The sequence below is a fragment of the Pseudomonas sp. zfem001 genome (assembly GCF_032621725.1).
Classification (GTDB): Bacteria; Pseudomonadota; Gammaproteobacteria; order Pseudomonadales; family Pseudomonadaceae; genus Aquipseudomonas; species Aquipseudomonas sediminis.
The window spans coordinates 135,572-159,743 of the sequence record NZ_JAVYJI010000004.1 but is presented as its reverse complement, the minus strand read 5'-3'; the positions used below and the strand labels follow the sequence as shown (position 1 = coordinate 159,743).

Here is a 24,172-nt window from a genome sequence, read left to right as displayed (position 1 = left end):
ATTAACCCCGTATCGCCCAGAAGGCCAGGTTCAGGCCGGGGTATTCACCCGCCACGTGGAAAGCGAAACCGCCGGAATGTGCCAATTGCTTCCAGTGCTCGCTGCCGCGGTCGAGCTCGTAGTAGGTCGAGCCGGCATGGAACGGAATCTGCCGCGGGGCCACTGGCAGCGGCAGCAGGTTGATGCCTGGCAACTGCAGGTTGACCAGATCGCGGATGTGCTCGACCGAGCCGACTTTGCTCTGCTGGCCGAAGCGGCCACGCAGGGTTTCGGCGGGCATGTCGGCGCGTACCACCAGGACGAAACTGGCGTTGTCCAGCAGGCTGCGGTCGGCCAGCATGGCCACGTGTACGCCATAGGCCTTTTCGACGATGGGAATGGGCACGGCCTTGCTGTCGATCAGCATCGACAGCGCTTCGCGCAGCGCCTGCATCACCGGAGTGAAGCTGGTCTGCAGGTCGTCGTGCAGGTAAGTCGGGAACTCCGAGGGGCGCCGGCCGGAGCTGGAGAAGGTGGCGAACTCACCAGCCAGGGCCAGCAGTTCGCTGTACAGGCGCTCCGGGTGCAAGGGTTGCAGTTGGGCCAGATGGGCGAACAGAGGCTGGGCGCGGTTGACCAGCTGCAGCAGCATGAAGTCGGCGATCTCCGAGGCGCCGCCGGCGCTGGAGGCCACCACGCGCCCGGCCAGGGCTTCGCCGCGCTGATGCAGCAAGCCCAGCAGCTCGCCGCGAAAGGCAGCCAGTGGCGCGCTGGCTGCTACGTCGAGCAGCGGCGGGATGTACTGTTCGTCCAGCACCAGGGCGCGGTCGGCGCGTTTCTCGCGCACGCGCGCTACGCCCAGCACGGCGTATTCCTGCAGGCCATCGGCGGCGGTCAACAGGCGCAGGGCGCGTTCGCCAACCATCACCGGCACACGGCTTTCGAAGGCTGCGTTGTCGTCGCGCACTTCGCGGACCTGGCCGCGATAGCGCGCGCCGCCAAGTGCTTCACCCGCTTCGACGGTGTCTCGCACACCCGCCCGGCGCAGCGGCAGGGCCAGATAGATCACGCCGTCGCGCAGGTCGTCGGGGATATCCAGCGGCTCCGGCGCCACGTCATCCTGGGGAATGTTGAACGGCGTGCCGTCAGGCAACAGGCCACGGGCGCTGACGATGGCCAGCTTGCCCTGTGTCAGCAGGCCGATATCCAGCTGCAGCTCGGCGAAACCCCAGCCGGCGGCTGACAGTGGGCGGCTGCGGGCATCGATCAGAGCCTCCAGGTAGCGATCATGTTGCTGGAAATGCTGGGTGCCGATGAACATACCTTCGGACCAGATCACACGGTTGTTCCAGGACATACGGGCTCCTGTTAGCGAGAGTCGAGGCGGGACGGCGCGGCGAGCTCTGCAGCGCTGGCGGCGTTGATCCCGAGGTCGATACGGTAATGGTTGAGCGCACCCTGCTTCGGCTCCAGGACCACGCGCCACTGCGCCCGGTCAATTTCGCGGTAGCCGACCAGCAGGCCGAGATGACGCGTTTCCGGGGCGAGCGTGCGTTTCAGTTCCCGGGTCTGGCCGGGATGGACCAGCCATTCGTCCTCGGCCACCAGCTCGCCGCCCAGGGTCGCTGCCGCGCGTTCGGCGAGGCTGAAGTAGTCGGTCCGGCTGAATGCGGCGGCGCTGCGCAGCTCCAGCAGGCGCACACGCACCGGGGCGCTGTAGCCTTCGACGGTAGGGTTCAGCTCATCGCCTGCCTGCAGCTGCAGCACGACGCTGGTCGATTCTTGCGTGGCGGCGCTGCCGTCCATCGCATCCTTGCTGCAGCCGCTGCCCAGCCCTGCCAGCACCAGGCCCAGCAGAGCGGGCCGAAGAAGTCGTTGTCGCACGTTGTTCATCCTTGCCCACGCCGTCAGGGGCGTCGTTGACGGGCGATATGTTGCTCATAGGCCCGGCCGAACTCGCGGCCGAACAGGTCCTGAAAATCGTCTTCGGCTTCGCGCGACAAGGTCGCGTACAGCTCCACGAACTGCTGCCAGCACTGAGCCTGGCGCGAGCCCGGCAGCAGGCTGGCCAGCCCGCCTCCCTTGCCCATGCGTGCTTCCAGTGCCTGCGGTTCGAAACGCGCCAGCAGGTGCCGGATGGCAGCCTGTACACCCGCCATGACGGCCAGTTGATGGGCGCGCAGGTCCTCGAAACCGTCCTGCACGGCCTGGTCCGCCGGCATGAACGCCGAGTTACCGCCACGCAGCAGCAGGAGCAGGGCTTCTTCGGCGTTGGGCGCGAACTTCAGCGGGTTGTTTTCCACCGGCTGAACCATGGTCTGCTGCAGGCGGAACTCGCCCTTGAGGCTGCTGCGCGCCCGCAGTACATCGATCAGGCCCTCGACCATCAGGCGGTAACTGCGCCCGATGCTTTCCATCTGCGCGGCTGCCTGCTGGGTATCCAGACGCAAGCGCTCCAGCGTCGCGCCGCGGAGGAAGGCCTGCAGCAGCAGGTCGTCGTTCCGAGCAGCCTGCGACGGGCTGGCGACAGGGGCAGGTGTGGGGGCTGCTGCTGGCGGAGGCGGTAAAGGTGCCGATTCGATCTGCGCCGGCTGCGGGGAAAGGTCCGCAGGTGGCGGTGCTGCCGGGGGTATCGCAGCCGGTGTGATGTTGTCGAGAAGGTCCCAGTCATCGGGGATCAGACCAGGTACGTCAGTTGGCTTCTGCTCGACGGGAGGGTTTTTGATCTCTGGCGGACGGAAGTCATGCTGCTGCGCCGGCACATGGTCGGCAACGGGCGCCGGGGCCGATGTGCTTGGGCCGAGAAAATCGAATAGATCGGGCAAAGTCTCGTGCGGAGCGACGCTCTGCAGGTGAGCGCTGGCCGAGGCATCGAAGGGGTTTGCTGGAGGGCTGAGCGGTACGGGCGGAGCGTCCTGATGACTGGCCATCAGGGCTTCGAAACTATTCCCGGAGGGAGCGGTTGAAAATGGTGCCGAACCTTCTGCAACGGAACTTTCCAGCGCTACCTGAATTTCGTATTCACCGATGCGAATAACTTCGCCGTGATTCAGAAGTTCGCTGTTACCGCGCTGCATGCGTATGCCGGCTTTGACCAGCTCCACGCCGTTGGTGCTGCTGTCGGTGATGTAGTAGCGACCATCCCTGTTCTGTACGAGGCAATGTTTCGATGAAACAAGGCGGGCTGGGTCCGGTAATACCCAGTCATTATCCGGGTTGCGGCCAATTGCCATCGAGCCATATTCCAGGGTTTTCTCGGGGCATTGGCCGGGGGTGATCTTGTGATAGCTGGTGATGGTCAAACGCAGCGCCATGTGGCCTCCCTGCCCGGCTTTCGTGACACCCGCAAAAATCATGAAAGCCTTTATTCATGGGGCTTTCAGGCCGAATGGAGCTCTGCTGGAAACTTCCGTCAAGCGAGCTCTGAATCGCGAGAACACGCGATCTTACCTTCCATTTCGTGATGCAAGTATGCACTTGGTCGCATAACTTACCGAAACTTTGTCATTGTTCACAAAGGTTCTTGGTGAGCGGATTCTACCTTGACTTTAAATATTTTTAAGTTAAAAAATGCGCGACGACATAGAAATTGTGTAGTGGCCAGTTAGTATTAAATAGTGACTGGCAAAGTGCTAGCTAGGACGAAGTTGCTGCACTTTTGTGACACAGTTCAAATCGATAAGGAGATCGAAACGTGGAGACTTCGTTGTTGCTCGCCGCTATTTCAGATGCTTCGCCATGCGGCGAAGATTTGGAATACGACAGTGACTTTCTCCAGCTCGAGCGTGATGCTCTGGGGCGCCCCGAACGTAGCATGGGTGATGCCATCCAGGCCGCCGAGCCACCCGAATGGCGCCAGTTGGAACAGGCCTGTCATGCCCTTCTGCAGCGCAGCAAAGATCTGCGAATCACCCGTTACCTGCTGCAGAGTCGCCTGGCTTTGCACGGGGTCGAAGGCCTTGCCGACAGCCTCGAACTGATCCTCGAACTGCTCTCGCGCTACTGGCCCGAGATTCATCCGCAGCTCGATGCCGATGACGACAACGACCCCACCGTACGCATCAACACCCTCTCTGCGCTGACCTGCGAAACCAATATCGGCCTGCTGCGCAGTGCTGTGCTGGTCCGTTCACGGGTATTCGGCAACATCACCGTGCGTGCGGCGCTGAATGCCGCCGGCCTGCACCTGGCCAGTAGCGAAAGCCTCAGTATCGAAGAACTCGGCGGTGCCCTGCAGGATGCCGACAGCGAAGCCTTGCAGCTCACTCATCAGGCACTGCAGCGTGCGCTGCACAGCTTGAACGCCATAGAACAACTGGTCAGCGAACAGGTCGGCTCCGCTCAAGGCGTGGATTTTCTTGCATTGCAGCAACCGCTCAAGCTTGCCTTGCAGGTGCTCGGCGGCAGCCCGGTGGAGGCCGCTGCAGGGGATCACTCGACAGACGCTGAAGCGGCGCAAGAGCAGCACCTCTCGGCGCCTGCCGCAGCACGTGCCAGCGGCGAAATCGCCAATCGCGACGATGTGCTCAGGAGCCTGGAGCGGATCCTCACCTACTACGCCCGCCACGAGCCATCCAGCCCGTTACCGGTGCTGCTCAACCGGGCTCGCAGCCTGGTCAACGCCGACTTCGCGACCATCGTGCGCAACCTGATTCCCGATGGCATGAGCCAGTTCGAAAACCTGCGCGGCCCCGACGAGTACTAGGCCGACCGGCCCAGGTATGCGGGATCACGCTTTACCGTAGACGGCCGGTGGCCGACACGCCGCGTCGCGTCAGGCGACCAGGAGAGAAAGCATGGCGAACAGCAGTTCTCAGAAATTCATCGCGCGTAACCGCGCGCCACGGGTACAGATCGAGTACGACGTCGAGCTGTACGGCGCCGAGAAGAAGGTGCAACTGCCGTTCGTCATGGGCGTCGTGTCCGACCTGACTGGCAAGCCGGCTGAGCCGTTGGCGCCAGTGGCCGAGCGCAAGTTCCTGGAGATCGACGTCGACAACTTCGACTCGCGTCTCAAGGCGATGAAGCCGCGTGTGGCCTTCAACGTACCCAACGAGCTGACCGGCGAAGGCAACCTGAGCATCGACATGACCTTCCAGAGCATGGACGACTTCAGCCCGGCCGCGGTGGCACGCCAGGTCGACGCCCTCAACCAGTTGCTGGAAGCCCGTACCCAGTTGGCCAACCTGCTGACCTACATGGACGGCAAGACCGGCGCCGAAGACATCATCATGAAGGCGATCAAGGACCCGGCACTGCTGCAGGCCCTGGCTAGCGCGCCGAAACCCCAGGACAACGAGCCCCAGGCCTGATTCGGAAGACGACCATGAGCGAACAGTTGCAACACGACCAGGCCGCACTGGCCAACACCGAGCAGACCAGCGAATTCGCTTCGCTGCTGATGCAGGAATTCAAACCCAAGACCGAGCGTGCCAAGGAGGCGGTGGAAACGGCCGTGCGTACCCTGGCCGAGCAGGCGCTGGCGCAGACCGATCTGATCTCCAACGATGCGATCAAGTCGATCGAGTCGATCATCGCGGCCATCGACGCCAAGCTCACCGCGCAGGTCAACCAGATCATCCACCACAACGATTTCCAGCAGGTGGAGAGTGCCTGGCGTGGCCTGCACTATCTGGTCAACAACACCGAGAGTGACGAGCAGCTCAAGATTCGCGTGCTCAACATCTCCAAGACGGAGTTGCACAAGACTCTGAAGAAATTCAAGGGCACCGCCTGGGACCAGAGCCCGGTGTTCAAGAAGCTCTACGAAGAGGAATACGGCCAGTTCGGTGGCGAGCCCTACGGCTGCCTGGTTGGCGACTACTACTTCGACCAGTCGCCGCCCGATGTCGAGCTGCTCGGCGAGCTGTCCAAGGTTTGCGCGGCGATGCACGCGCCGTTCATTTCCGCGGCCTCGCCCACCGTCATGGGCATGGGCTCCTGGCAGGAGCTGTCCAATCCGCGTGACCTGACCAAGATCTTCACCACGCCGGAATACGCCGGCTGGCGCTCGCTGCGCGAATCCGAGGATTCGCGCTACATCGGCCTGACCATGCCGCGCTTCCTGGCACGCCTGCCGTATGGCGCCAAGACCGATCCGGTGGAGGCCTTCGCTTTCGAGGAAAGCACCGACGGCGCCGACAGCAGCAAGTACACCTGGGCCAACGCCGCCTATGCCATGGCGGTGAACATCAACCGTTCGTTCAAGCACTACGGCTGGTGCTCGCGCATTCGTGGCGTGGAGTCGGGCGGTGAAGTGCCGAACCTGCCGGCGCACACCTTCCCCACCGACGACGGTGGCGTGGACATGAAGTGCCCGACCGAGATCGCCATCTCCGACCGTCGCGAGGCCGAGCTGGCCAAGAACGGCTTCATGCCGCTGCTGCACAAGAAGAACACCGACTTCGCCGCCTTCATCGGTGCGCAGTCGCTGCAAAAACCGGCCGAGTATGACGATCCGGACGCCACCGCCAACGCCAACCTGGCCGCGCGCCTGCCGTACCTGTTCGCCACCTGCCGCTTCGCGCATTACCTCAAGTGCATCGTTCGCGACAAGATCGGCTCGTTCAAGGAGCGCGACGAGATGCAGCTGTGGCTGCAGGACTGGATCCTCAAGTACGTCGACGGTGACCCCGCGCACTCCACCGAGACCACCAAGGCGCAGCATCCGCTCGCCGCTGCCGAAGTCGTGGTCGAGGAGGTCGAGGGCAACCCCGGCTACTACAACTCGAAGTTCTACCTGCGCCCTCACTATCAGCTCGAAGGGCTGACGGTGTCGCTGCGGCTGGTTTCCAAACTGCCGTCGGCCAAGGGCGCCTGAGCCCCGGCAGGCAAGCTGGCCTCACGCGGCTTCGCCGGGTGAGGTCTCTGCCTGATACATGGAAAGCCCCGGGCTTTTCGCATTTCCAGACCCTCGTGGCGATGACCACACCCAGGAGAAAACATGGCTGTCGATATCTTCATCAAAATCGGTGACATCAAGGGCGAGTCTCAGGACAAGACTCACAAGGACGAAATCGAAGTGCTCAACTGGAGCTGGGGCATGTCCCAGTCCGGCAACATGCACACCGGCACTGGCGGTGGCGCGGGCAAGGTCAGCATTCAGGACCTGTCGCTGACCAAGTACGTCGACAAGGCCAGCCCCAACCTGATGATGCATTGCTCCAGTGGCAAGCACGTACCGAAGGTCACCCTGACCGTGCGCAAGGCGGGCGGTGACTCCCAGGTCGAGTACCTGATCATCAACCTCGAAGAAGTACTGATCTCCTCGCTGAGCACGGGTGGCTCGGGCAGCGATGACCGTCTGATCGAGAACGTCACCCTGAACTTCGCCAAGGTCACGGTCGACTACCAGCCGCAGAAAGCCGATGGCACCAAGGACGGCGGCCCGATCAAGTACGGCTGGAACATCCGCTCTAACGTCAAGATCTGATGTCCTTCCGCCCCCGGCGCTTGCGTCGAGGGGCGGCAGCATTGGGACGACTCCGACTCACGCAGTAATGAGACCGTTTCATGGCCAAGCCTTCGTTTATCAATCTGTGGAACGAATATCTCAAGATCTGGGGCGAGTACTCAGACGGCAAGGTCTGTGATGGTCCATGGGAGAACCAGTGCGCCATTCGCATGAGCTACACGCTCAATGCCGACAAGACCATCCAGGTCAACAAGGCCACCTACACCGAACCCAAATGTGCTCACGCACACGCCAGGGGCGCTGAATCATTGGCCAACTGGTTGTGGAAGCATCACCTGGGCCGTCCGCTGATCATCGGGGGCAGTGCACAGGAGCGTCTCAAGCTGGCCGACAAGAGCGGACGGATCTTCTTCAAGGACTGCTTCCAGCAAGCCGGCCAGACCGTCGATGAGCGCACTGGCGATCATATCGATCTGTGGAAGCGCGGTCTCACCGCAGGCCGTTACGCTGATCCGAGGCACATGGCCCGGCAAATCTGGTTTTGGGAGCTGGCATGAGCAAGTGCCTTCGTACACCGTTACTGCTGCTCGGCGTGCTGACCAGCCTCTGTGCATGCGCCGAATCTACTCCACCGCCTGCCGCAGGTAATGCTGGCTACCCGGAGCAAGTGGAGCTTGCAGGGCAAACTTATAGATTGGAGAACGCCGGACAGGCCTGCGTATTGCGCAAGCCAGACCAGAGCGTGCTGCCGCTGGACATTGCCTCGCCGTGTCATTTCAGTGTTGGCGCGGATGGCCAGGCCCATGTCGAAACCTTCCAGAATGTGCCGATCGTCATGGTGCTGCATGTAGCCCCCGTGGCGGACAACAAGCTGGAGTGTCGTTCGCAATACAAGGCCATTCGACTGATCAAGGGCCAGTTGGAGCCATCGGTGCTGGCTCAGAGTGCCAGTTGCCTGCGCGGCGTCGGCGATCAGAAGAGCTACACCGCGATGTTCGACTGGTAAGCCTGCGCATGAGCAGCCCCATGACCCCGCGCGAGCGTCTGCAGCCATCGCTGCTCGACCGCCTGACCGACGATGAGCCCGGCAATCCGCAGGAAAGCGCGGACCGTCGCGTGCTCTCGCTGAACCAGCTCAAGGCCTCGGTGCTGCGCGATCTGACCTGGCTGTTCAACACCATCGCCCTGCTCGATGCCGACAGCACACGGCACACGCCAGCCGGCACTTCGGTAATCAACTATGGGCTGCCAGCGTTGGCCGGCAGCAGTGTGTCCGGGATCGACATCGCCGCCCTGGAGAATCTGATCCAGCGCGCCATCATCACCTTCGAGCCGCGCATCCTCGCCCACAGCGTGCGGGTGCGGGCGCATGTCGGTCACGAACAGATGAACCATAACGCCTTGAGTTTCGAGATTCAGGGTGACCTGTGGGCACAGCCGGTGGCCCTGCCCTTGTTGCTGCGCACCGAGCTGGACCTGGAGTCCGGCCATGTGCAGGTGCTGCCCGCCGAGCAGCGGAGACGCGCATGAATCCCCGTATGCTGGAGCTGTATAACCAGGAACTGCAGCACATCCGCGAAAGTGCCCAGGAGTTTGCCCGCGAATACCCGAAGATCGCCGGGCGTCTGACCCTGGCGGGAATGGAGTGCGCCGACCCCTATGTCGAGCGCCTGCTCGAAGGTTTCGCCTACCTGACCGCCCGTGTGCAATTGAAGCTCGATGCCGAGTACCCGACCTTCACGCATAACCTGTTGGAAGTCGCCTACCCGCATTATCTGGCACCGACGCCCTCGATGACCGTGGTGCAGTTGCATACCGATGCCAACGATGGCGCGCTCAACGGCAGCTTCAACCTGCCGCGCGACAGCGTACTACGCGCCACCCTCGGCAAGGACAGTCAGACTCCCTGCGAGTACCGCACGGCCCACCCGGTGACCCTGTGGCCGTTGCAGGTGGCGGATGCCGAATACATCAGCAACCCCGCTGCTGCGCTGGGCCGTTTGGCCGCCAGCGAGCCGCGGGCCAAGGCTGCGTTGCGTATCACCCTGCGCAGCGGTGCTGAAATGCCTTTCGCCAGCCTGGATCTGGACAATCTGCCGCTGTATCTCAACGGCCTGGATGAATTGCCGTTCCGTCTCTACGAACAACTGCTGGGCAACCGCGTCGCGGTGTTCGCCCGCCAGCCGGGGCGCGACTGGGTGGAAAGGCTGCCGACCGACGCCTTGCGCCCGTGCGGTTTCGATGATGCCGAGGCGGCCCTGCCGGTGGTGCCGCAGGCCTTCCAGGGTTATCGCCTGCTGCAGGAATACTTCGCCCTGCCGCAGCGCTTTTTGTTCGTCGACTTCTGCGGTTTGCGCCGTGCCGTACGCCAGTGCAGCGGCAACGAACTGGAGTTGATCGTGCTGTTCGATCGTTTGGACAGCCACCTGCAGAATCAGGTCGATGCCAACCAGTTCCTGCCGTTTTGCACCCCGGCGATCAACTTGTTCCCACGGCGCCTGGATCGCATCCACCTGAGTGACAAGGTGCACGAGCACCACGCCATCGCCGACCGCACGCGGCCGATGGATTTCGAGATCCACTCACTGCGTGGCGTCACCGGCCATGGCAGTGGCCCGGAGCAGCCCTTCCTGCCCTTCTATGCCGTACGCGACCCCGCTCGCTATGGTCGTGATCAGGCCTACTACATCGTGCGCCGTGAACCGCGCGTGCTGTCGGCCGAGCAGCGCCGCAGCGGCACGCGCTCCAGCTATGTCGGCAGCGAAACCTTCATCAGCCTGGTCGACAGCCACCAGGCGCCGTATCGGCATGATCTGCGTCAGCTGGGGCTCAGTGCCCTGTGCACCAACCGCGATCTGCCGTTGTTCATGACCGTTGGCATCGGCAAGAGCGATTTCACCCTGGCCGATAGCGCGCCGGTGCAGAGCGTGCGCTGCGTCGCGGGGCCGAGCCGGCCACGAGCCAGCCCGGCCCACGACAACCAGGCCTGGCGGCTGATCAGCCAGCTGTCACTCAACTACCTGTCACTGGCCGAGCAGGGCCAGGGCGCTGCTGCCCTGCGCGAGATGCTGCGTCTTTACGGCGATGTGCAGAACCCGGCGCTGCAACTGCAGATCGAAGGCCTGCGCGAAGTCAGTGCCAAACCCTGTACGCGGCGCCTGCCGATGCCCGGCCCGATCGTCTTCGGCCGTGGTCTGGAAATTACCTTGGAGTTCGACGAGAACGCCTTCCGCGGTACCGGGGTCTTCCTCCTCGGCGCGGTTTTCGAGCGTTTCCTGGCGCGCTACGTATCCCTCAACAGCTTTACCGAGACGGTGCTGCGTAGCACCGAGCGCGGCGAGATCATGCGATGGAAAGCCCGGCCCGGCCGTCGTCCGAACCTCTAGACACGCTTGCACAGATGCAGGCGCAGCCCTGGGAGTACGACTTCTTCCAGGCCCTGCGACGCATCGAGAACGAGCACCCGCATCTACCGCGCCTGGGCCGTTCCCGGCGCCTGGCGGACGATCCGCTGCGCCTCGGCCAGCGCCAGGAGGGCAGTTTCGCCCCAGCCACTCTGGCTGCCGTGACGCCTGCCGGCGATGAGCGCCCGGCGCGTCTGGAACAGTACTTCTTTGGCCTGGGCGGGCCCAACGGGCCGCTACCGTTGCACCTGACCGAGTACGTGCGCGAGCGCCAGCGCAACCACGCTGACAGTACCAGCAAGCACTTCCTCGATCTGTTCCATCATCGTCTGCTGACCCTGTTCTATCGCGCATGGGCCGAAGCCCGCCCGACCGTCAGCCACGACCGCCCTGACGACGACTACTGGTCGGCGCGGCTGGCCGCCTTCAGTGGTCGTGGCATGCCCAGCCTGCGTCAGCAGGGCCTGCTGGACGATACGGCGAAGCTGCATTTCAGTGGGCACCTGGCGGCGCAGACGCGTTACCCCGATGGCCTCAAGGCGATCCTCGCTGACTACTTCGGCGTGCCGGTGCAGATCGAGGAATACGCCGGCAGTTGGCTGAGCCTGCCTGAGCGCACCCGCCTGGGCGTGGAGTCCAGCCAGCTGGGCGTGGACTTCTGCCTGGGCAGCCAGGTCTGGGACCGCCAGCACAGCTTCCGTATCTGCTTCGGTCCGCTGACGCTCGAGCAGTACAACGCCATGCTGCCCGATGGCGAGTCCTTCGCCGCGTTGGTGGCCTGGGTCGCCGAGTACCAGGGCGACGAACTCGATTGGCAACTGAATCTGATCCTGCAGCGCGAGGAAGTCCCTGCGCTGCGCCTCAACGGCCAGGCTCGCCTGGGTTACACCACCTGGCTTGGCCAGCCACAGCATGACGCCAGGGATCTGGTGCTGGCCCGCCATCACGCCGCAGCGACTCCGCCGGCGGATCAATCAAGGAGAACTCCACATGGGTGAAATCAGTCGTACCGCGCTGTTCGGCAAGCTCAACAGCGTCGGCTACAAGGCCATCGAGGCCGCCACCGTGTTCTGCAAGCTGCGCGGCAACCCCTACGTCGAACTGGCGCACTGGTTTCACCAGCTCCTGCAACTGCAGGACTCCGATCTGCACCGCATCGTCCGTCAGTTCAGCCTGGAGCCGGCGCGTCTGGCGCGTGACCTGACCGACGCACTCGACCGCCTGCCGCGTGGCTCGACCTCAATCACCGACCTGTCCTCGCACGTCGAGGAAGCGGTCGAGCGTGGCTGGGTCTACGGCAGCCTGATGTTCGGCGAGCATCAGGTGCGTACCGGCTATCTGGTCATCGGCATCCTCAAGACGCCAAGCCTGCGCCAGGTGCTGCTGGGCCTGTCGAGCGAGTTCGCCAAGATCAAGGTGGAGACTCTCAGCGAACGTTTCGACGAATATGTCGGCGATTCGCCGGAGAATAACCTGGCTGCCAACGACGGTTTCGTCGCCGCCGCACCGGGCGAGGCCAGTGGCGCCATGGCGCCGGCGGCGATGGGCAAGCAGGAGGCGCTCAAGCGCTTCACCATCGACCTCACCGAGCAGGCGCGCAAGGGTGAGCTCGACCCCATCGTCGGTCGCGACGAGGAGATCCGTCAGCTGGTCGACATCCTCATGCGTCGCCGCCAGAACAACCCGATCCTTACCGGTGAAGCGGGTGTCGGCAAGACCGCCGTGGTCGAAGGCTTCGCCCTGCGCATCGCCGCCGGTGATGTGCCGCCCTCGCTCAAGGACGTTGAGCTGCGCAGCCTGGATGTCGGCCTGCTGCAGGCCGGTGCCAGCATGAAAGGCGAGTTCGAGCAGCGCCTGCGTCAGGTCATCGAAGACGTGCAGGCCTCGCCCAAGCCGATCATCCTGTTCATCGACGAAGCCCACACCCTGGTCGGCGCCGGTGGTGCGGCTGGCACCGGCGACGCGGCCAACCTGCTCAAGCCGGCGCTGGCGCGCGGCAGTCTGCGTACCGTGGCCGCTACTACCTGGGCCGAGTACAAGAAGCACATCGAGAAAGACCCGGCGCTGACCCGCCGCTTCCAGGTGGTGCAAGTGCCCGAGCCCTCCGAGGACAAGGCGCTGCTGATGATGCGTGGCGTTGCCTCGACCATGGAGAAGCACCATCAGGTGCAGATCCTCGACGAAGCCCTGGACGCCGCGGTCAAGCTCTCGCACCGCTACATCCCGGCGCGCCAACTGCCGGACAAGTCGGTTAGCCTGCTCGACACTGCCTGCGCTCGCGTAGCCATCAGCCTGCATGCCGTGCCGGCCGAGGTGGACGACAGCCGCCGGCGCATCGAAGCGCTGGAAACCGAACTGCAGATCATCGCCCGCGAGCACGCCATCGGCATCGACGTCAGCCTGCGCCAGGCCAACAGCGAGAGCCTGCTGGCCGCCGAGCGCGAGCGCCTGGCCGAGCTGGAAAGCCGCTGGGCCGAAGAGAAGCAACTGGTCGATGAACTGCTGGCCACCCGCGCCAGCCTGCGCGAAAGCGCTGGCGTGGTCGACCAGGACAGCGGTACCGATCACCAGGCCCTGCGCGCCCAGTTGGTCGACCTGCAGCAGCGGCTGAGCCAGCTGCAGGGCGAAGCCCCGCTGATCCTGCCAACCGTCGATTACCAGGCCGTGGCCTCGGTGGTGGCGGACTGGACCGGCATCCCGGTCGGGCGCATGGCGCGCAACGAGGTCGAGACCGTGCTCAACCTCGACAGTCTGTTGGCCAAACGCATCATCGGGCAGGACCACGCGCTGAAGATGATCGCCAAGCGCATCCAGACCTCCCGCGCCGGCCTCGACAACCCCAACAAGCCGATTGGCGTGTTCATGCTCGCCGGCACCTCCGGCGTCGGCAAGACCGAGACCGCGCTGGCGCTGGCCGAGGCGCTGTATGGCGGTGAGCAGAACCTGATCACCATCAACATGAGCGAATTCCAGGAAGCGCACACCGTCTCTACCCTCAAGGGCGCGCCGCCCGGCTACGTTGGCTACGGCGAGGGCGGCGTGCTGACCGAGGCGGTGCGCCGCCGGCCATACAGCGTCGTGCTGCTCGACGAGGTGGAAAAGGCTCACCCGGACGTGCACGAGATCTTCTTCCAGGTGTTCGACAAGGGCGTGATGGAAGACGGCGAAGGGCGCCTGATCGACTTCAAGAACACACTAATCCTGCTCACCACCAACGCCGGCACCGAACAGGTGGCGCAGCTGTGTCAGGACGCGGACAACCTGCCCGACCCGGAAAGCATCGCCCGCGATCTGCGCCAGCCGCTGCTGGAGATCTTCCCGCCGGCGCTGCTCGGCCGTCTGGTGACCATCCCCTATTACCCGCTCAGCGACACCATGCTCAAGGCCATCACCCGCCTGCAACTGGGGCGCATCAAGAAGCGCATCGAAAGCACCCACAAGGTGCCCTTCGACTACGACGAGGCGGTGGTCGACCTAGTGGTTTCGCGCTGCACCGAGAGCGAGAGTGGCGGCCGGCAGATCGACGCCATTCTCACCAACGGCATGCTGCCGGACATGAGCCGCGAGTTCCTCACCCGCATGATGGAAGGCAAACCGCTGGCCGGCGTGCGCATCAGCGTGGCCGACAACGACCTGAACTACAGCTTCGCCGACAACGCCTGAGCCCTAGCGCGGGTCGGCTAGTGCCGGCCCGCGTCATGGCAGGCTGGAACCCCGACCTATGCTATTCGCCCAATCCTCTCGCTTTGCCCGCATCACCAGCCCGCTTGGGCCGGACGTTCTGCTGTTGCGCTCGATGCACGGCAGCGACGAACTGGGCTGCCTGTTCGAGTACGAACTACAGTTGGTGTCCCACGATGCCAACCTCGATCTCAATCAGTTGCTCGGCAAGCCGCTGTCGCTCTCCGTACAGCAGCATGGCGACGGTGAACGGCATTTCCATGGCATCGTCGCCGCTTGCGGGCAGAGCGTCGACGGTGGCCAGTTCGCGGCTTATCGAGTCACCCTGCGGCCCTGGTTGTGGCTGCTCAGCCGCACCTCCGACTGCCGCATCTTCCAGCACATGAGCGTGCCGCAGATCATCAAGCAGGTGTTCCGTGACCTGGGTTTCTCCGACTTCGAAGACGCGTTGAGCCGTCCCTATCGCGAGTGGGAGTACTGCGTGCAGTACCGCGAAACCAGCTTCGATTTCGTCAGCCGGCTGATGGAAAAGGAGGGCATCTACTACTACTTCCGCCACGAGGCTGATCGTCACGTGCTGGTCCTGGCCGATGCCTACGGCGCCCATATGCCGGCCCCCGGTTACGCCAGCGTGCCCTACTACCCGCCGGACGGGCAGCACCGTGAGCGCGACCACATCAACGACTGGCAGCTGGCGCAGCACGTGCAGCCGGGCTCGATGGAGCTCAACGACTACGATTTCCAGCGCCCCAGCGCGCGCATCGACGTACGTTCGGTCATGCCGCGTCCGCACAGCGCCGGCGACTATCCGCTGTACGACTATCCCGGTACCTACGTGCAGAGCAGCGACGGCGAGCAGTACGCGCGCAATCGCATCGAGGCGCTGCAGAGCCTGCACGAGCGTGTCGAAGTTGGCGGCAGCGTGCGCGGCATCGCCTCGGGCAACCTGTTCAGCCTCACCGGCTTCGGCCGCGCCGACCAGAACCGCGAGTACCTGGTGGTCTGCGCGCGTTATCACGTCGCTCAGGAGTCCCTGGAGAGTGGCAGTGGCGGCGGTGGCCAGTTCGAGTGCCAACTCACCTGCACCGACGCGCAGCAGACCTTCCGCCCGCTGTGCGGCACGCCCAAGCCGATGGTGCAGGGGCCGCAGACCGCCGTGGTGGTCGGCCCCGCCGGCGAGGAGATCTGGACTGACCAGTACGGCCGGGTCAAGGTGCACTTCCACTGGGATCGCCACGACCAGTCCAACGAGAACAGCTCCTGCTGGATTCGCGTCTCGCAGAACTGGGCCGGCAAGAACTGGGGCCATATCCAGATTCCACGCATCGGCCAGGAGGTCATCGTCAGCTTCCTCGAAGGTGACCCCGACCAGCCGATCATCACCGGCCGGGTCTACAACGCCGAGCAGACCGTGCCCTACGATCTGCCCGCCAACGCCACCCAGAGCGGCATCAAGAGCCGCTCCAGCAAGGGCGGCACGCCGGCCAACTTCAACGAAATCCGCATGGAGGACAAGAAGGGCGCCGAACAGTTGTACATCCACGCCGAGCGCAACCAGGACATCGTCGTCGAGGTGAATGAAACCCACTCGGTGGGCAGCAATCGGGTCAAGAGCATCGGCATGAACGAGACCGTGACCATCGGCAACAACCGCTTGCGTGCGGTGAAGCTCGACGACGTGCTGCTGGTGGGCTCGACCAAGACCGACAGCATCAGCCAGAGCTACCTCATCGAGGTCGGTCAGAACCTGCGCCTGGTCTGCGGCAAGAGCATTCTAGAGCTCAACGCCAGCGGTCAGATCAACCTCAGCGGCGTGGCGATCAACTTCCACGCCAGCGGCGACGCCGAATTCAACACCGGCGGCGTGCTCAACCTGAACATCGGCGGCGGCCCTGGCGCCACCCCCGATGGCCAGGGTGACCAGGGCAGCATCGATGCGGCCGTCAAATCCCTGTTCGGGCAAGAGAAAGGAAACTCCTGATGAGCTACACCACCCAAGAGCTGAGCCTGCAACTGCCCGGCAAGGACCTGCAGGACAGCAGCATCAACATCCTGCGCCTCAACGATCTCGGCACCTCGCTGGTAATCACCCGTGGTGCCCTCGGCGATGGTGAAACCCTGCGCAGCCACTTCGAAGCTCAGGTCGCCAAGCTGGCGAAACAGGTCAAGGACCTGCGCTGCAGCGCCCTGCAGGATGTCCAGGTCGGCCCGGCCCAGGCGATTGTCGGCGTCGAGCTGCGCAGCCAGTTCAGCAAGGGGCCGGAGCAGGTCTACCAGTTCCAGCTTGGCGTGCTGCTGGCTGATGGGCGCCGCCTGCTTGCACTCAGCTACGTCAAGCCGACGCCGCTCGATGATGCCGACGCCGCGCACTGGGCGCAGATCAAGCACAGCCTCAGCCTCAACGGATGACCTGCGATGTCTGATGCGCTCTGGGCCGCCCGGCTCGGCGACGATCTGCTGCACACCACCTTGCTCGCCGACATCGTCGGCGGCGTGCTGGAGGTGGCGGCTTATGCCGCCATCACCGCGGTCGCCTGCGCCGCCATCGTTGCCGCCACCGGCCTGACCGTCCTCACCGGCGGTCTCGGTGGATTTGCCCTCGCTGCAGTAGTAGGTATCGCCGTGGGGGTCGGCATGAACAAAACCGGCTGGGACAAGGGTCTCACGACCCTCTGCGAAGGCCTGGGCAACGCCATCTCCCCGCCCAATGTTCAGGCCAAGATCGTTACCGGCGCCAACAAGACCAAAACCAACGGCCTGCCTTCCGCGCGCGCCGCTGGCAAGTTGGGCAGCGCCGCTGCGCCGGCCGGCACCGAGCTGGAGCAGCCGCCGCCCGCCGAGGAGCCTGAGCCGAGCTTCCTCGACATGGCCAAGAGCTTCTTCAGTGAGATGTGGCAGCCGACGGTTGCCCAGCCGGCACCTGGCGTCATCCCCTGCCCGCTGGATGCCATCGAGTGCAAGAAGCACTCGCCGATGCCCGTGCAATTGCTCGCCGAAGGCTCGATCAAGGTCAGCATCGAAGGCCAGCCGGCGGTGCGCAGCGGTGATCGCAGTACCTGCGAGGCCACGGTGGTGGAAAGCGGCAACATCTCACCGAACGTGCGCATCGGTGGCGATGCAGTGGTGGTGCAGCCGATCCGCAGCGGCAAGACGCCCGGCATCGGCCTGGCTCTGGCCGTGCTCATGGCGTTGCGTGGCAACCCGCGCAAGCTGTGCAGCAAGCTGCCCTGCCTGGTCGCCGGTTTTGCCGGCAACATGGCTATGGGTGGCGCGACCGCCTACGCCACCAACGCCATCTCCAACGCCCTCGGCTCGGCCAGCAGCGGTGCACCCAACCCGGTGCACGCCAGCACCGGGGCCAAGGTGCTCGGCGAAGACGACGACCTCGACTTCGTCCTGCCGGGGCTGATGCCCATCGAGTGGCAGCGCTTCTACAGCAGCTGCGACGAGCGCCGTGACGGTCTGCTGGGGGCTGGCTGGAGCCTGCCGTTCGAGATCGCCGTGCAGGTGCACGTCCACCCGGAGGGTGGCGAGGCGCTGACCTATATCGACGAGCAGGGCCGCCCCATCGAGATCGGCAGCCTGCCTCCGGGCGATGCCTGCTACAGCCCGGGTGAAGGTCTGAACTTTCGCCGCGATGAAAGCGGTGCGCTGCTGGTGGAAAGTGTCGATGGCCTCTACCGCCTGTTCGAGCCTCTGCCCGAAGCGCCGCATCGGTTGCGCCTGAGCAAGCTGGGCGATCGTAACGACAACCGCCTGCTGCTCGAATACGACGCCACTGGCCGGCTGCGTGCCGTGCGCGATGGCCACAACCTGCTGTGCATCGAGCTGATTGCCGACGCTCAGCACCCGCAGCGCCTGGGCCGGATCGAGCGCCTGTTTGCCGATGAGCGGCGCGAGGTACTGGTCGCCTACGCCTATGACGCACAAGGCGATCTCAGCGAAGTCCGCGACGACAAGGGCCAGTTGCTGCGTCGCTTCGTCTACGACAACGGCCGCCGTCTGATCGAGCATCAGCGTCCCACAGGCCTGCGCTGCTTCTACGAATGGGGCGAGTTTCAGGGTGCCGATGGCCGCGAATGGCGGGTGACACGGCACTGGACCGACGACGGCGACGAATACCAGCTGCATTACGATCTGGATGCGGGAATCACCCGGGTCACCGACGGCCTAGGTCGCACCAGCGAACGCCACTGGAACAGCCAGTACCAGATCACCCGCTATCGCGACGCCCTCGGCCAGCTCTGGTTGTTCGAATGGAATGACGAGCGCCAGTTGCTGGCCGCCGTCGCACCGGACGGTGCGCGTTGGCAATTCGCCTATGACGAGTCCGGCAACCTCTGCGAAACCCTCGACCCGCTGGGGCGTCGCGACTTCACCCAATGGCTCGGTCACTGGTCGCTGCCGGAGGCCGAGACCGACGCCGCCGGCAATGCCTGGCAGTACCGTTATGACAAGCGCGGCAACTGCGTCGCCGAGATCGACCCGCTGGGCCATGTCACCCGTTACCGCTACGACACCAGCGGCCTGCCAGTGGAGATCATCGACGCCAGCGGCAAGCGCAAGACCCTGCGCTGGAACACCCTCGGCCAGCTCACCGAGCAGGTCGACTGTTCCGGCTACCCCACACGCTTCGCCTACGACGAGCGCGGCAATCTGGTGCAGATCACCGACGCCCTCGGCGAGATCACCCGCCACCACTACGACAGCCAGGGACGCCTGTTGCAGACGCAACTCGCCGACGGCCGCTGTGAGGAGTTTCAACGCGACACCATTGGCCAGCTCAGCGCCTACCTCGATCCTGCCGGCAAGCCCGTGAACTACCGCTACGACCGCCGGGGCCAGGTGCGTCAGCGTATCGATGCCCTGGGCCGCAGCGTCGGCTTCGAATACGACGCCTATGGCCGTCTGCTCGCCCTGAGCAACGAGAACGACGAGCGCTACCGCTTCACCTGGGACGTGCTAGACCGCCTCACCGCCCAGCACGATCTCGATGACAGCGCCCGGCATTACCGCTATGACGCGCAAGGCAACCTCATCGCTCTGGCCTATACCCCGGCACCCCACGGTACCGGTCTGGGCAGCGTCCCCGAGACACTGCCGGCACCGATCATCCACCGCTTCGAGCGCGATGCCGTTGGCCGGCTGATCGCCAAGCTCACCGATGATGGCCGCACCGAGTACGCCTACGACCCGCTCGACCGCCTGACCGGCATCGACTTCAGCGCCGTCGACGGCCAGGTGCAGTCGCTGGCCTTCGCCTACGATGCCCTCGGCCAGTTGCTCAGCGAACAGAGCGCTGCTGGCGCCCTGCAGCATGCCTACGACGAACTCGGCAACCTGCTGGAAACGCAACTGCCTGACCAGCGCCGTATCCGCCGCCTGTACTACGGCAGCGGCCACCTGCAGTTGCTCAACCTGGATGATCAACTGGTCAGCCGCTTCGAGCGCGACCGCCTGCACCGCGAGGTGCTGCGCACTCAAGGACAGCTCGTCACCCGCAGCCAGTACGACCGCACCGGACGCCTCACTGCGCGCCTGCGTCGGCGCCTGGAGCAACCCGTGCAGCTGCCGGCCGAAGCCGAGCGGCGCTATGCCTACGACCCCAGCGACAACCTGATCGGCCGTCTCGACCGTGACCCGACCAGCCAGCGCGAACAGAAGCAGCAGCTGCACTACGATGCCAGCGGGCGCATCATCGCCAGCCAGGACCTGATTCGCGGCAATCTGGAAACCTACAGCTACGACGCCGCCGCCAACCTGTTGCACCCGGTCGGCGGTGATGCCGCCAGTGGCGGCTGGGTGCGCCATAACAAGCTGCTGACATACCAGGACAAGCGCTACCGCTACGACGCCTTTGGCCGCCTGGTGGAGAAACGCAGCGGTCGTCACCTGGTGCAGCGGCTGAGCTACGACGCTGAGAATCGCGTGCGGGAAGTCACCAACAACGACGGCAGCCGCGTGGTCATGCATTACGATCCGCTTGGCCGGCGTATCGGCAAAAGCCACTACGATGCCCACGGCGTACTGCTCGGCCAGACCGACTTCACCTGGGACGGCCTGCGCCTGCTCAGCGAAACCCGCAACGGCCGGCACAGCCTCTACCTCTACGACGAAGGCAGCTACGATCCGCTGGCGCGAGTCGATGGCCAGGGCGAACATGCCCGCTTGCGCTACTACCACACGGATCCGAACGGTTTACCGCAGCAACTCACCGAAGATGACGGCCGCTGCATCTGGCAGGCCCGTTATCAGGTCTGGGGCAACACCCTGGCCGAACAGCAGGAAAGCTTCTTTGTCGAAGAACAGAACCTGCGCTTCCAGGGCCAGTACCTGGACCGCGAAACCGGGCTGCACTACAACACCTTCAGATTCTACGATCCGGATATCGGTAGGTTTATCAGCCCGGATCCGATTGGGTTGGCGGGTGGGATCAACCTGTTTCAGTACGCGCCGGAGCCGTATGGGTGGGTGGATCCGTGGGGGTGGAAGTGCTGGAGTTCCTCAAGGCGTAGTTATTGGAAAAACGCGGCTAAAAATTCTCCGCCTGGAAAATTCTCTCCTCGAAACCTAAGCAGAATGCGGAGGGGGCTCGCTCCACGGATGGTCGTAAAAGTAAGGTACAAAGATACGTTGACGAATAGAGTCAAAGGTCGAGTTGGCCAAGAAAGAAACATTACGGTTCCTATTGAGCTAAATCACCAATATATCCCGCAGCGCTCAGGGTCGAGCACAGTTGCACATGAGGGCTGGAACCTTCAGCCGGCTACTCCCTGGGGGCACGCATCAATGGACCCTTATCGAAACCTTGGATGGGATCTGATAAAAATAATTACCCCTGTAAATAAATTTTAGGAGAAGGTTATGGAAAGAGAAGAATTCGAAGATGTCTTGAATGGTTTTCTAAATAAAGAAAAGAAGGCTTGCATTTTTACAGTGGGTGCAGAGGTGTTTGTAGAAGGTCTTTACTTGGAGATATTGCAAGATAAGCCAAAGAATCCAAAAAAGTGGTTAGCTGAGAAGCTACAAAGCAAATTTCTCTGTTTGTCAGAACCTCCAATTTGGAGAGGTGAGCCGGATTGGCCTTTTTATAAAGGTGAGCCGATGATTTTCATGACGCAGACATCTACCTCGCTGGAGAAAAATAAAGAGCTTGCAGAGTACTTTCCGATAGGTGATACCGTTTATGTGTTTTCAAGTAAAAACCCTCCAAAACCCCAAGAAGGTGAGTCATGGAATACGGTTTATAAAATAGTTATTCAGGACAATGAAGGTGGTTATACAGAAGAGGCTAATTACTGCGAGGGGATGTAGGTAAAATTTGTCGCGGCAACGAATACTGGAGTAGACCACGATTAGCTCCATAAAATTTGGAAAAGGAAAAGTGGGGCAGGGTTATTGTCGGCCACTGGTGGTGCGGGCCAGTAAATAAATCCCTTTGTCCACCCTGGTACCAACCTCATTTCCTTCGGAGCCTTCTAATGGAGCTACTGGAGCACGATTATCCTGGCGACGAGACCTGGCACAACTATGTTGACCTCTACCGAGAGGATTACAACGATGCCAAGGCTAGCGTCCTAGCCCAGCGCCTTGATGGTCATGATGACATCGCGGTGGTCATCTATGGGAAAAGGGGTCTAGAAGAAGGGCTATGGTATGTCGAGCAGCAGGTGCCGGCGCTTGATGGCCTACGTCCTGACGCGTGTCTCACCGATCCGATCTTGCTGAAGCGTCTAAAGACCGCGCTAATGCGCATGCCCTAGCGAAGAGTAAAAATGGGAAAGGGGGCAGATTTAATTTCTTCACACCTGTTGTGGGTAAATAAATCTGTCTGCGTTTTTATTAAGGAATCATGAGTAATCCTGTTAAAAAACGACTATTCGATGGCGTTGAAAGCGATTTCTACGTGTTCAGTTCAATATTGGATACGCCAGATTTTGGACCAGTGCACTTCGACAATCGGCAGGTCCAGTATTTATGGGAACTGGGTGAACGGCAGGCCGATGCGCTGGTAGGTCTGATTCCTGGCGCAAGAAAGCATCTGGATTTTCTAGGCGAAACGCCCGCGTACAAGCAAGGAAACCTTGCGCTCTACGTGCAGCGCGTTACTGGTCGAGACGACAACCACTCGGTACTCATCGTCGTAGCTGCAGGCGAATCGCAACCTGCGCGCTTCGTGGTCGATCTGTGTGGCGTGTTTGTGGACGAGTAATAGCGTCAGGCTCAAGTCATGGTCTTTTGCGATTACCGCTATGGCAAAAGGCTTACACGCCGAAGCGCAACGGACTTCTCCCGTCGCTTCCGTGGGCTGGTTAATCTATATACACCTACCGGGAACTGGATGTCCCGAGTCATGGAAGACAGACCGCGCCAAGACGGCAAACGACAGGATGTCGGAAGGTCTTAAAAAACCCGCTTCGGCGGGTTTTTTGTTGCCTGCAGGAAAGTCAGGCGACGCTGAACGCTGGTAGCCAGGCATGACACAGGTCTGCCCGTAAATCCGAGCCCTCCTGTCAGTCCGCCGTGGCCAGAACCTGCGTGTTACGCCCGGCATGCTTGGCGCGATAGAGCGCGGTGTCGGCCTTCAGCAGCATGCCGGTTATGTCCTCGGCGACTGGGCTGGTGCTGCCGTAAACACCGGCGCTGAAGCTCAAGTCGATGGTTTTTTCGTCGACCTGCGCCGGGTGCTGGGTCAGGGATTGGCGGAGCTGATCGACCAGCTCCAGTGCGCCGTTGGCGTCGGTGCCGGGCAGAATCAGCAGAAATTCCTCGCCACCATAGCGGCCGATGCTGTCGTTACGCCGCAGGCGCTGCTGAAGATGGTCCGCGCAGTGCCTGAGCACGCCATCGCCGACCAGGTGTCCGTGGCTGTCGTTGATCTGTTTGAAGTGATCCAGATCGAGCATGGCGATGGACAGCGGCGTGTGTTGGCGGCGGGCGCGCTCCAGCTCGTCGATGAGTCGTTCGAGTATCGCCAGGCGATTGGGCAGCCGGGTAAGCGTGTCGCGCAGAGCGGTCTGGCGCAGCTCCGATTCGATACGCTCGCGTGACAGCAGCACCAGGCCAAAGGAGAACATGATGATGGTGGCGGCGCCGAGGGCGACCGATACCGTCTGCTTCAGATTGCTGACGTCGTAGTGCATCTCCGCTGGCGCACCGCTGAGGATGACCGCCACGCGAATGCCCAGGCCGAACAGGCTGATGCCTGCGCCGATCATCAGGATGCGATGGGCGCGCCCACCCTGCACGGCATGGAGACGGCTCAAACGCAGGATCACTAGGCATTGAGTGAACAGCAACAGGCAGGCCACCAATTGGCGGGGTTCTTCGGTGTGGATCAGCAGGCTGAGCAAAGCGCCCAATAGCAGCGGGAAAGCGAAGGCCAGCCGCCATGGCGGGCGGCGGCCATGGATCAGCGGCAGGCTGACGGTGTAGAACGCCAGCGCGGTGGACAGCAAGCTGTTGGCCAGCACATAGGTCAGCCACATCGAGGCCAGCCCGAACAGGGTAAAGCCGATGTAGGCCAGCGCATGGGAGAGCATGCCCAGCCCAGTGGTGAGCATGCCGTCGCGATGACGCAATTGGCCAACCAGGATCAGACAGCTGCCCATGATCACGGCGACCAGCGCGACGGCTCCGAACAGTGTCTGGGTGTGGGCGACCATATCGGCCTTCTGGTTCTAGGGGGTTGCTT

Annotated in this window: 20 protein-coding genes; 16 read left to right on the top strand and 4 right to left on the bottom strand. The window is 62.9% G+C overall.

The genetic code is table 11. The annotated features are described in order from the left end of the window. Position 1 precedes the first annotated feature (1 nt). Genes tssK through tagH form a run of 3 tightly spaced genes read right to left on the bottom strand, consistent with a single transcriptional unit; the run spans position 2 to position 3,293 of the window. Entirely contained in the window at positions 2-1,336 is a 1,335-nt protein-coding gene (gene tssK, locus RTH74_RS15110; protein ID WP_316915189.1) for a type VI secretion system baseplate subunit TssK, read from the bottom strand. A gap of 11 nt (positions 1,337-1,347) precedes the next feature. Then, entirely contained in the window at positions 1,348-1,872 is a 525-nt protein-coding gene (tssJ, locus tag RTH74_RS15105; protein WP_316915188.1) for a type VI secretion system lipoprotein TssJ, read from the bottom strand. 14 nt (positions 1,873-1,886) lie between these two features. Beyond that, positions 1,887-3,293, bottom strand: a complete 1,407-nt coding sequence (gene tagH, locus RTH74_RS15100; protein WP_316915187.1) for a type VI secretion system-associated FHA domain protein TagH — start codon at positions 3,291-3,293, stop codon at positions 1,887-1,889. 380 nt (positions 3,294-3,673) lie between these two features. Between tagH and tssA the strand changes: the two genes are divergently transcribed. The 16 genes from tssA (at position 3,674) to RTH74_RS15020 (ending at position 22,690) form a co-directional block, all read left to right on the top strand. Further along, positions 3,674-4,684, top strand: coding sequence for a type VI secretion system protein TssA (tssA, locus tag RTH74_RS15095; RefSeq protein WP_316915186.1), 1,011 nt, complete (start codon positions 3,674-3,676; stop codon positions 4,682-4,684). Between the two features lie 91 nt (positions 4,685-4,775). Further along, positions 4,776-5,291 (top strand): type VI secretion system contractile sheath small subunit, encoded by a 516-nt coding sequence (gene tssB / locus RTH74_RS15090; protein WP_125881424.1) that lies wholly within the window; start codon positions 4,776-4,778, stop codon positions 5,289-5,291. Between the two features lie 14 nt (positions 5,292-5,305). After that, positions 5,306-6,799: a type VI secretion system contractile sheath large subunit gene (gene tssC / locus RTH74_RS15085; RefSeq protein WP_316915185.1), complete on the top strand. Its 1,494-nt coding sequence runs from the start codon at positions 5,306-5,308 to the stop codon at positions 6,797-6,799. 123 nt (positions 6,800-6,922) lie between these two features. Then, positions 6,923-7,411 carry an Hcp family type VI secretion system effector gene (locus RTH74_RS15080; RefSeq protein ID WP_125881426.1) on the top strand — a complete coding sequence of 163 codons (489 nt, stop codon included), beginning with the start codon at positions 6,923-6,925 and terminating at the stop codon, positions 7,409-7,411. An 80-nt stretch (positions 7,412-7,491) separates the two neighbouring features. After that, positions 7,492-7,950, top strand: coding sequence for a T6SS effector amidase Tae4 family protein (locus tag RTH74_RS15075; RefSeq protein WP_316915184.1), 459 nt, complete (start codon positions 7,492-7,494; stop codon positions 7,948-7,950). Continuing rightward, a complete protein-coding gene (locus RTH74_RS15070; protein WP_316915183.1) occupies positions 7,947-8,399 on the top strand; it encodes a hypothetical protein in 453 nt (150 codons plus the stop codon). Before RTH74_RS15075 ends, RTH74_RS15070 begins: the two co-directional genes overlap by 4 nt. 8 nt (positions 8,400-8,407) lie before the next feature. Next, positions 8,408-8,923 carry a type VI secretion system baseplate subunit TssE gene (tssE, locus tag RTH74_RS15065; protein WP_316915182.1) on the top strand — a complete coding sequence of 172 codons (516 nt, stop codon included), beginning with the start codon at positions 8,408-8,410 and terminating at the stop codon, positions 8,921-8,923. Continuing rightward, positions 8,920-10,779: a type VI secretion system baseplate subunit TssF gene (tssF, locus tag RTH74_RS15060; protein WP_316915181.1), complete on the top strand. Its 1,860-nt coding sequence runs from the start codon at positions 8,920-8,922 to the stop codon at positions 10,777-10,779. Before tssE ends, tssF begins: the two co-directional genes overlap by 4 nt. Beyond that, positions 10,743-11,795, top strand: coding sequence for a type VI secretion system baseplate subunit TssG (gene tssG / locus RTH74_RS15055; RefSeq protein WP_316915180.1), 1,053 nt, complete (start codon positions 10,743-10,745; stop codon positions 11,793-11,795). Before tssF ends, tssG begins: the two co-directional genes overlap by 37 nt. After that, positions 11,788-14,460, top strand: coding sequence for a type VI secretion system ATPase TssH (tssH, locus tag RTH74_RS15050; RefSeq protein ID WP_316915179.1), 2,673 nt, complete (start codon positions 11,788-11,790; stop codon positions 14,458-14,460). Before tssG ends, tssH begins: the two co-directional genes overlap by 8 nt. 58 nt (positions 14,461-14,518) lie before the next feature. Further along, positions 14,519-16,459, top strand: coding sequence for a type VI secretion system tip protein VgrG (locus RTH74_RS15045; RefSeq protein ID WP_316915178.1), 1,941 nt, complete (start codon positions 14,519-14,521; stop codon positions 16,457-16,459). Then, the gene (locus tag RTH74_RS15040; protein WP_206418997.1) at positions 16,459-16,887 is read left to right on the top strand and encodes a DcrB-related protein; all 429 of its coding nucleotides are present in this window, start codon (positions 16,459-16,461) and stop codon (positions 16,885-16,887) included. The genes RTH74_RS15045 and RTH74_RS15040 overlap by 1 nt, the downstream gene beginning before the upstream one ends. Positions 16,888-16,893: 6 nt before the next feature. Then, positions 16,894-21,333, top strand: a complete 4,440-nt coding sequence (locus tag RTH74_RS15035; protein ID WP_316915177.1) for an RHS repeat-associated core domain-containing protein — start codon at positions 16,894-16,896, stop codon at positions 21,331-21,333. A gap of 9 nt (positions 21,334-21,342) precedes the next feature. Further along, positions 21,343-21,792: a hypothetical protein gene (locus RTH74_RS15030; RefSeq protein WP_099525045.1), complete on the top strand. Its 450-nt coding sequence runs from the start codon at positions 21,343-21,345 to the stop codon at positions 21,790-21,792. Between the two features lie 167 nt (positions 21,793-21,959). Continuing rightward, positions 21,960-22,241 (top strand): hypothetical protein, encoded by a 282-nt coding sequence (locus tag RTH74_RS15025; protein ID WP_099525044.1) that lies wholly within the window; start codon positions 21,960-21,962, stop codon positions 22,239-22,241. 89 nt (positions 22,242-22,330) lie between these two features. Beyond that, entirely contained in the window at positions 22,331-22,690 is a 360-nt protein-coding gene (locus tag RTH74_RS15020; RefSeq protein ID WP_316915176.1) for a hypothetical protein, read from the top strand. Positions 22,691-22,991: 301 nt separating this feature from the next. Here RTH74_RS15020 and RTH74_RS15015 read toward each other — a convergent pair whose 3' ends face one another. Beyond that, the gene (locus RTH74_RS15015; RefSeq protein ID WP_316915175.1) at positions 22,992-24,143 is read right to left on the bottom strand and encodes a GGDEF domain-containing protein; all 1,152 of its coding nucleotides are present in this window, start codon (positions 24,141-24,143) and stop codon (positions 22,992-22,994) included. Positions 24,144-24,172: the final 29 nt, after the last annotated feature.

Bases quoted from the DNA above. Each gene is read 5' to 3' on its own strand.
- tssK (WP_316915189.1), bottom strand. From the start codon at position 1,336: ATGTCCTGGAACAACCGTGTGATCTGGTCCGAAGGTATGTTCATCGGC.
- tssJ (WP_316915188.1), bottom strand. From the start codon at position 1,872: ATGAACAACGTGCGACAACGACTTCTTCGGCCCGCTCTGCTGGGCCTG.
- tagH (WP_316915187.1), bottom strand. From the start codon at position 3,293: ATGGCGCTGCGTTTGACCATCACCAGCTATCACAAGATCACCCCCGGC.
- tssB (WP_125881424.1), top strand. From the start codon at position 4,776: ATGGCGAACAGCAGTTCTCAGAAATTCATCGCGCGTAACCGCGCGCCA.
- tssC (WP_316915185.1), top strand. From the start codon at position 5,306: ATGAGCGAACAGTTGCAACACGACCAGGCCGCACTGGCCAACACCGAG.
- RTH74_RS15080 (WP_125881426.1), top strand. From the start codon at position 6,923: ATGGCTGTCGATATCTTCATCAAAATCGGTGACATCAAGGGCGAGTCT.
- RTH74_RS15075 (WP_316915184.1), top strand. From the start codon at position 7,492: ATGGCCAAGCCTTCGTTTATCAATCTGTGGAACGAATATCTCAAGATC.
- RTH74_RS15070 (WP_316915183.1), top strand. From the start codon at position 7,947: ATGAGCAAGTGCCTTCGTACACCGTTACTGCTGCTCGGCGTGCTGACC.
- tssE (WP_316915182.1), top strand. From the start codon at position 8,408: ATGAGCAGCCCCATGACCCCGCGCGAGCGTCTGCAGCCATCGCTGCTC.
- tssF (WP_316915181.1), top strand. From the start codon at position 8,920: ATGAATCCCCGTATGCTGGAGCTGTATAACCAGGAACTGCAGCACATC.
- tssG (WP_316915180.1), top strand. From the start codon at position 10,743: ATGGAAAGCCCGGCCCGGCCGTCGTCCGAACCTCTAGACACGCTTGCA.
- tssH (WP_316915179.1), top strand. From the start codon at position 11,788: ATGGGTGAAATCAGTCGTACCGCGCTGTTCGGCAAGCTCAACAGCGTC.
- RTH74_RS15045 (WP_316915178.1), top strand. From the start codon at position 14,519: ATGCTATTCGCCCAATCCTCTCGCTTTGCCCGCATCACCAGCCCGCTT.
- RTH74_RS15040 (WP_206418997.1), top strand. From the start codon at position 16,459: ATGAGCTACACCACCCAAGAGCTGAGCCTGCAACTGCCCGGCAAGGAC.
- RTH74_RS15035 (WP_316915177.1), top strand. From the start codon at position 16,894: ATGTCTGATGCGCTCTGGGCCGCCCGGCTCGGCGACGATCTGCTGCAC.
- RTH74_RS15030 (WP_099525045.1), top strand. From the start codon at position 21,343: ATGGAAAGAGAAGAATTCGAAGATGTCTTGAATGGTTTTCTAAATAAA.
- RTH74_RS15025 (WP_099525044.1), top strand. From the start codon at position 21,960: ATGGAGCTACTGGAGCACGATTATCCTGGCGACGAGACCTGGCACAAC.
- RTH74_RS15020 (WP_316915176.1), top strand. From the start codon at position 22,331: ATGAGTAATCCTGTTAAAAAACGACTATTCGATGGCGTTGAAAGCGAT.
- RTH74_RS15015 (WP_316915175.1), bottom strand. From the start codon at position 24,143: ATGGTCGCCCACACCCAGACACTGTTCGGAGCCGTCGCGCTGGTCGCC.